The sequence below is a fragment of the Sulfurimonas sp. genome (assembly GCF_023228785.1).
GTDB lineage: Bacteria > Campylobacterota > Campylobacteria > Campylobacterales > Sulfurimonadaceae > Sulfurimonas.
Map to the genome: position 1 here is coordinate 1 of NZ_JALOAN010000063.1, position 6,304 is coordinate 6,304.

Consider the following 6,304-nt stretch of genomic DNA (forward strand, 5'->3'; position numbering starts at 1 on the left):
TTCTTCTACTTTGTAAATACATCTAATTCTCCCTAACTCATTGGTAATAATTGTGGAATTGTTAGCCAAACATGCTTAACTAACCACAGACCTACAAGCGCTAATAACGCTGCAAGTTTTAAAAGACTCTCGCTCTTTGAAGCTCTACTTAAGATGATAAGAAGCATCGGTAAGAGATATGTTATCCATTGACCTAACCAAAACATCACTGTATATGGTCCATCACCTTTGATATATTCTAAGATAAAAGCAACTTCTTCAGCTTTCATAGGTCCAAAGATATACTCTGACATATATAGAGTAAAAGACATTAAAGCACTTAGACCTAAGACTACACCTAGAGTCTTCTTAGCTTCGTAGTTTAGTTTATTGCCACCTAGCAAGATCATAAATGCTGATCCAGCTAGAAGTGCTGCAAAAACCATTTGAGCCGACTCTGTTGGCATCTGCCATAGTTCACGAGCTGTACACTGTGACATAAGCGCTGCTGTATAGAGTGTAACTGGGATTGCTAAAATCACTACCCAAGTTAGTATCTTGTCAAAGAGTTCATTATCTTTTTTGATAAAGCTTACAAAGGCAAGAAGGAAAAGTAATCCTACAAACAGAGTTGCCATCCATGCACCGATAGTAATCGCTGAAGATAGATGAGGATAGAAGAAAATATGCCACATTCTAAATGGTTGATGCAAGTCCGCTAGAGTAAAAAGTAAAAAGATATGGATAAAGATAAGAGCTACTACGGTTGTAGGAAATCTTAAGCCTTTTACTTGATCTGGATGTGTCCTAATAAGTAAAAACAACATGAAGATAACACCAGTACCGATACTCTTCGCCCACATATTAACTGTAACCAACCAAGGCCAAACTATTCCAGGAAGTGCCACGTCTAAAGTAACCACAGCATTTGTTGCTGCTAAAATTTCATGTGCCGCCATTAGTGCGCTCCTCCTACTGGAAGTGTAGTTATATTGTTAAACAGTGAAAAACCTTCTACTCTCTTTGAAGCAAGAGGATTTAAGCTAACATTACCACCATTTACATAGAAGTGATGAGGGTTTGTACCTTTTTCTGGTTTTCTAACCTGAACATTACTTTGGTTCTTTTGGATATATTTAGAGATGTTTGATGTTGGATCATCCAAGTCGCCAAAAATATTTGCCTGAACTGGACAAGCAACTACACATGATGGCATCATTGAAGATGCAACGCGGTGTGCACAGTAAGTACACTTATCTGCAGTTTGCGTTTGAGGATCTATATAAATCGCACCATAAGGACAAGCCATAACACAACCTGCACAGCCAATACAGCGTTCTTTATCAATATTGACAATCCCATTTTCCAAATAATGCAAAGCACTTACTGGACAAATTCTCACACAAGGAGCATTCTCACAGTGATTACATCTAAGAGGGGTAAAAGTTCTTTTTGTCTCTGGGAAAGTTCCCACATCCACATACTTAACACGAAGTCTCCATGTACTAAGTGGCACTTCATTTTCCACTTTACATGCGATCTCACATCCTTTACATCCCATACACAGATGCAAATCAACTAGGAAACCTAATTGCATATACTCTCCTTTTGCCTAAATCGTTTTAGGACATTTTCTATTCATAACCATAACTAATACACTTAAAAAGAAGCCGTTATAGTGCTAAACTAGGCTCTTTTACGTATGAAAAATAGTATCAAAGTAATCTTAAATTAGTTATAAATAAGTGATAATTTTTTGATAAATAGCTTTTGTTGGGTAATTTTGCTATCTACTTAAAGAATAGTTTGTAATTAAGTATTAATTATAATTCTTTAGTAAAAAAAACTTTACCTAAATAACAATTTTTAACTTATGTGGCATTTTTTAGATGAATAAGTGTAAAGTCATCATTAAATTTATAGTCATTTAAAGAGTTAGTTATGGAGTCAATTAGGGCTGGATTTTCTATTATTTCTTTAGGTTTAAACTGCTCTTGGTCTTTATAAGAATGCTCTACTACCCCATCACTATGTATTATCATAGATTGCCACTTTGAAATATTTAGTTTTGAAGGTTTTGGAGTTTTTGAAAAATTCATAAATGGCAGATTGTTTGCTTTTACTCCATATACATTGTCATCAAACTTTACTTTAAATGGATACATCCCACCTGAAACATAAGATAGCTTTGTAGATCTTGGATTTATTAAAATCATTGTATATGAGAGTTGTTCTAGATCTCCTAAGAAACTTTTTATGATAGGAAAAATCTTCTTACACATCTTTTTTAAACTCTGTTTTCCTTTTATCATCTCTTTTATGGTTGCAGATGTGGCAAAAACAGTCAAAGCAGGTGAAACTCCATGCCCTTGACCATCAAGTAAATAGATAAAAGTTGAGCCATCTTCTCTTTTAAATATAGAGTAAAAATCTCCACTTAAAATATCTGATGGATGATATATAACTTTACAACGATCTGACTCAAACTCGTTGACAATGCCACTTTGAAGCTTGTTTCTTGCTATATATTGTTGAGAATTTCCATACTCAAGTAGATTTTGCACCTTAGTATTTAACTCTCTTAGTTCTGTAATATCGTGACGGATGGATATATACTCTAAGATATCTCCATCTTTTGATAGTATTGGATATATGTAAGCGTTTACTATATAAAAAGTTCCATCTTTTTTTCTATTTGTAACGACTCCACGCCAAATTTTTTTAGCTTGTATGGTTTCCCAAAGTTCTTTAAAAAACTCTTTTGGTGTATCTGGATTTCGAAGGATAGAGTGAGGACGACCGAGGAGTTCTTCTAAAGGGTAACCAGAAACCTCAACGAACTTATCATTTGCGTAAGTGATTGTTCCCAGCAGGTCTGACTTTGATACAATATTACTCTCATCAACTATTTGTCTATACTGTTTGAGAATATTTGATTCATCTGTTTGCATGACATCATCTTTATAAACAAATTTTAATTTATTATAAAAAATTATAACTGTTTAAAAAAGTAAAGTCAATATCATGGGCATTCAAAGTTTTTTTATCTTTAATAGTTCCTGCCCAATAAAAATCATAAGCATCTTCAACATTAAGTATTTCAATTGAATCAATATTGTAAGCTTGTTCAATTTTCATGTTTCTCTAGCCTGTTGTCTATGTCTAAAATCAACTACTACTACGATAAGCTTGTCATCTTTGATAAGATAAAAAAGTCTATAATTTCCAATTCTATATCTATAGTAGCCCTCAAGACTATCTTTTAGTTTTTTAATATTAGTTCCATAAAAAGGGTTTTCTCTAAGTTGAGGATAAACAAAATTTTTAAATTTTGAACAAGCTTTTTATCACCCATAATTTCTGCCATCTCTTCATTTTCTACAAATTGTGATGATGTTAAATATTGTATTGTTGCAAATTCTATAAAGTTTGAAAGGTTTCGTTTTTGACCTTGGGCTGCGAGTTTAATCATATCGTAGACAGAATCATCTACTCTCATAGTTACTGTTTTCATAATACACCTGTGGAGATTCACTCACAAGGGTGTTGCTTGATTACCTTTAAATTAAGTCTTGTATCTTGGAAGCTAACGGGGGCGCGGATCAGCGAATTATACTAATTTAAAGTAAGATGAACAAAAATAAAACACCATTTAACTCTTTTACATCACATACATCTTCCAATAAGGGATATAAGTGTAGTTTACTTGATTCTTATCAGTATAGAAATCAAATTCTGATATACGCTCTTTGAACTTGTACAGTTCTTCTTTATTAAACCCTATCTCTTCTAATATATAGCCTATACTTTGATAATATGGGTAAATAAAATCAAATTTTTCAACTATTTCAAAAACTTCATCAATATTAATGTAATCTTTAATTTTTGAAAACACACCTATGACTTCTTTTGAGTTTCTAAAGTACTGTACATTAACTACCATTTCTACAAGTGCTCTGTTCACATTTGAAACTCTAACCCCTTTGACTTCTACAACACCAAAGTCTTTAGTATTTTTTGGTTCTAAAAAAACTATATGTTTATTATTGTATTTTCCAATTTTATGAGTTCTTCTATAATCTTTTGCAAATGCGTTATCGATAGCCTTTTGTGTCAATTCAGGATTACTATAGAAATCTTTAGATGTTTGCTCTTGTGATACAAATACAAAATCATCTCTATACGATGATAAGCCTTGGTAATTAAGACTGCTACTCATAGAAAGGAAAGCTCTTTTCTTTGATGCAACCAACAACTTTTCATCTGATAGGTCCTTATGAAAAGAGTACCTGGTAATATATCCTCCATCTAAAAACACACTGAAGGAAAGCAGACCAATATCTACTAGTCGATCATAGAACTTATTTGATGTCATAGAGTAAGAAACTAAACCCTTGTCTTTTAGACTACTTAACAAAGCCTTTAAATCCACCAGACTGTAAGAATCATGTTGTTTAGCAATTGACTTTATTTCATCTCTATTTTTACTAAAGTAATCTTGCCTCATAAATTTATACTTCCCCATATGTTATAAACAATTTGTCAAGTTCAGCTATTTGACTTTTAATGAGTATATGGATATAATTAAGTATATATACTTAATTAATAAGGGAAGTCTTGAAAATTTATGTAATCAAAAACAGCTCTCCAATAGGAAGACAAAGCTGGTATACATTTTAATTATTTATCCGGTGTAAATAAAAAACATTATCTAATTGGTATAAAAAAACAGAACAATACTTCAAAAACTCTTTTCCCTATTTTTGAGAATCTTCTTCCAGAGCATGAACAGCTTGAGTTAATAAAAGTAAGATATAAAATAAAAGGTCTTATTGAGCCATTGCTGCACCTTGATAATATTCATGGTAGTTTTGAGTTTTATTCGCAAGAGGACTTTAAAAGTTTTACAGCAGTACCAGGTGAAGTGTTCTCATTCGCCCAAGAAAAAGAGAGTATTTTAGAACAAAACTACACTTATCCAAATATACTAGACGATTATACAATTGATATTGATGATAAAAAGATATATCCAGTTGGACTACATGGTAGTAAAGCTATTGGGATAAGTGGCTATCAATATAAGTTCAGTATTTCAGTAGACAAAGAGACGAAAATTATCTCCCATAATGAAGAAGAAGATGGCGATTACATAATGAAGCCATACAACACCGACAATCTAATTTACGACGCAACCTCATCTTTTAGTCAATGAGCATATCTTTATGACTCTAGCAAGGGATTTTGGGTTTAGCATTCCATACAATGCAATTATTAAACATAAAACAAGATTACCTTTACATTATAAAGGGATTTGACAGATATAAAGGGAGCAAGATAGATCATCATGAAATTCTTACTTTAATAGGGAAGAATTCTTCAGAGAAATATAATATCACTGCATTAGAAGCAATGAAAAAAGCTGCTGAATATCTTAACAAAGATGAGATGTTAGAACTATTTAGATTTTTCGTTTTCTCTGCCATAATATCACATGGGGACTTACATGCAAAAAACATATCTTTAATCTACAAATCAAGTGCACCAGATGAAAGAGATATGACTCTTGCTCCTTATTACGATATATCAACAATCAAGTTCTATAAAGACACTTCTGAACATGATATTGGTATGGCTGTAAGGAATAAAAATACAAATATAAAAAGAGAAGATTTAATATGGCTTGCTGATAAGTTTGATATAGATGAGGAGGTGGGTAAAAGTGTTATTGAAGAGATAGGATTAAAGTTCCTCAATACATTTGAAAACTATATTGACCTTCTTCCTGGAAAAATCAAAGCTCTGAAGATAATTACAAACAGATTTGGATACAGTAAACCCTTTGAAGAGACATTGAGAAAATATTATAAACAAAGGGTATTGTATTTAAAGAAATATATGCAAGTCGAAGTCAAGGAAGATGAGAAAAGCATTTGGGAATAACTACATAAAGTTATTAACATTAGAGAATTGCATAGTAGCAATCAAGTCTTGAAAAAGACATGCTACCTAAATTATACCCACTTTCTTAGTAGTATAACGGGGGCGCGGGTGAGTAACTGCCGTTGGAAAACCTTTAGGTTTTGCAATGGTTGCTTGCTCCTCCCGCTTGTTATCTGGCGCTGTGCGACATATAACAAGCGGGTGTTCAACCCGCGCCCCCGTTATCCGGTCGCGTAGCGAGCGGATAACGACTGTCGTGGAGAGTGTAAATCTAACTGTGTAAACCTTAAAAATTGAATTTATTTGATATAGTCATCAAGTGAATTATTTATAAGGATTTACACATGAGTTTGATAAACCACGAAGAGCTAAAAAAGCAAATTAA

At 32.7% G+C, this 6,304-nt stretch carries 9 protein-coding genes; 2 read left to right on the forward strand and 7 right to left on the reverse strand.

Annotated features, from left to right (window positions below; all coding sequences use genetic code 11):
• Positions 1 to 32 precede the first annotated feature (32 nt).
• The 7 genes from nrfD to M0Q24_RS11170 form a co-directional block, all read right to left on the reverse strand.
• Positions 33 to 938, reverse strand: a complete 906-nt coding sequence (nrfD, locus tag M0Q24_RS11140) for an NrfD/PsrC family molybdoenzyme membrane anchor subunit (protein ID WP_295050667.1) — start codon at positions 936 to 938, stop codon at positions 33 to 35.
• Positions 938 to 1,576, reverse strand: coding sequence for a 4Fe-4S dicluster domain-containing protein (locus M0Q24_RS11145; RefSeq protein ID WP_295050668.1), 639 nt, complete (start codon positions 1,574 to 1,576; stop codon positions 938 to 940). The genes nrfD and M0Q24_RS11145 overlap by 1 nt, the downstream gene beginning before the upstream one ends.
• 274 nt (positions 1,577 to 1,850) lie before the next feature.
• Positions 1,851 to 2,930: a PAS domain S-box protein gene (locus M0Q24_RS11150; protein ID WP_295050670.1), complete on the reverse strand. Its 1,080-nt coding sequence runs from the start codon at positions 2,928 to 2,930 to the stop codon at positions 1,851 to 1,853.
• A 31-nt stretch (positions 2,931 to 2,961) separates the two neighbouring features.
• Complete coding sequence (locus tag M0Q24_RS11155) at positions 2,962 to 3,117, reverse strand: hypothetical protein (RefSeq protein WP_295050672.1); 156 nt, start codon at positions 3,115 to 3,117, stop codon at positions 2,962 to 2,964.
• Positions 3,114 to 3,254 (reverse strand): type II toxin-antitoxin system RelE/ParE family toxin, encoded by a 141-nt coding sequence (locus tag M0Q24_RS11160; protein ID WP_295050682.1) that lies wholly within the window; start codon positions 3,252 to 3,254, stop codon positions 3,114 to 3,116. Before M0Q24_RS11160 ends, M0Q24_RS11155 begins: the two co-directional genes overlap by 4 nt.
• Positions 3,242 to 3,493 carry a CopG family transcriptional regulator gene (locus M0Q24_RS11165; RefSeq protein WP_295050674.1) on the reverse strand — a complete coding sequence of 84 codons (252 nt, stop codon included), beginning with the start codon at positions 3,491 to 3,493 and terminating at the stop codon, positions 3,242 to 3,244. Before M0Q24_RS11165 ends, M0Q24_RS11160 begins: the two co-directional genes overlap by 13 nt.
• A gap of 147 nt (positions 3,494 to 3,640) precedes the next feature.
• A complete protein-coding gene (locus M0Q24_RS11170) occupies positions 3,641 to 4,486 on the reverse strand; it encodes a hypothetical protein (protein ID WP_295050676.1) in 846 nt (281 codons plus the stop codon).
• A gap of 333 nt (positions 4,487 to 4,819) precedes the next feature.
• Here M0Q24_RS11170 and M0Q24_RS11175 point away from each other — a divergent pair, with 333 nt between their 5' ends.
• On the forward strand, positions 4,820 to 5,191 hold the full coding sequence (locus M0Q24_RS11175; RefSeq protein ID WP_295050678.1) for a hypothetical protein: 372 nt from the start codon (positions 4,820 to 4,822) through the stop codon (positions 5,189 to 5,191).
• Positions 5,192 to 5,220: 29 nt separating this feature from the next.
• Entirely contained in the window at positions 5,221 to 5,919 is a 699-nt protein-coding gene (locus M0Q24_RS11180) for a HipA domain-containing protein (RefSeq protein ID WP_295050680.1), read from the forward strand.
• Positions 5,920 to 6,304: the final 385 nt, after the last annotated feature.

Bases quoted from the DNA above. Each gene is read 5' to 3' on its own strand.
- M0Q24_RS11150 (WP_295050670.1), bottom strand. From the start codon at position 2,930: ATGCAAACAGATGAATCAAATATTCTCAAACAGTATAGACAAATAGTT.
- M0Q24_RS11155 (WP_295050672.1), bottom strand. From the start codon at position 3,117: ATGAAAATTGAACAAGCTTACAATATTGATTCAATTGAAATACTTAAT.
- M0Q24_RS11165 (WP_295050674.1), bottom strand. From the start codon at position 3,493: ATGAAAACAGTAACTATGAGAGTAGATGATTCTGTCTACGATATGATT.
- M0Q24_RS11170 (WP_295050676.1), bottom strand. From the start codon at position 4,486: ATGAGGCAAGATTACTTTAGTAAAAATAGAGATGAAATAAAGTCAATT.
- nrfD (WP_295050667.1), bottom strand. From the start codon at position 938: ATGGCGGCACATGAAATTTTAGCAGCAACAAATGCTGTGGTTACTTTA.
- M0Q24_RS11145 (WP_295050668.1), bottom strand. From the start codon at position 1,576: ATGCAATTAGGTTTCCTAGTTGATTTGCATCTGTGTATGGGATGTAAA.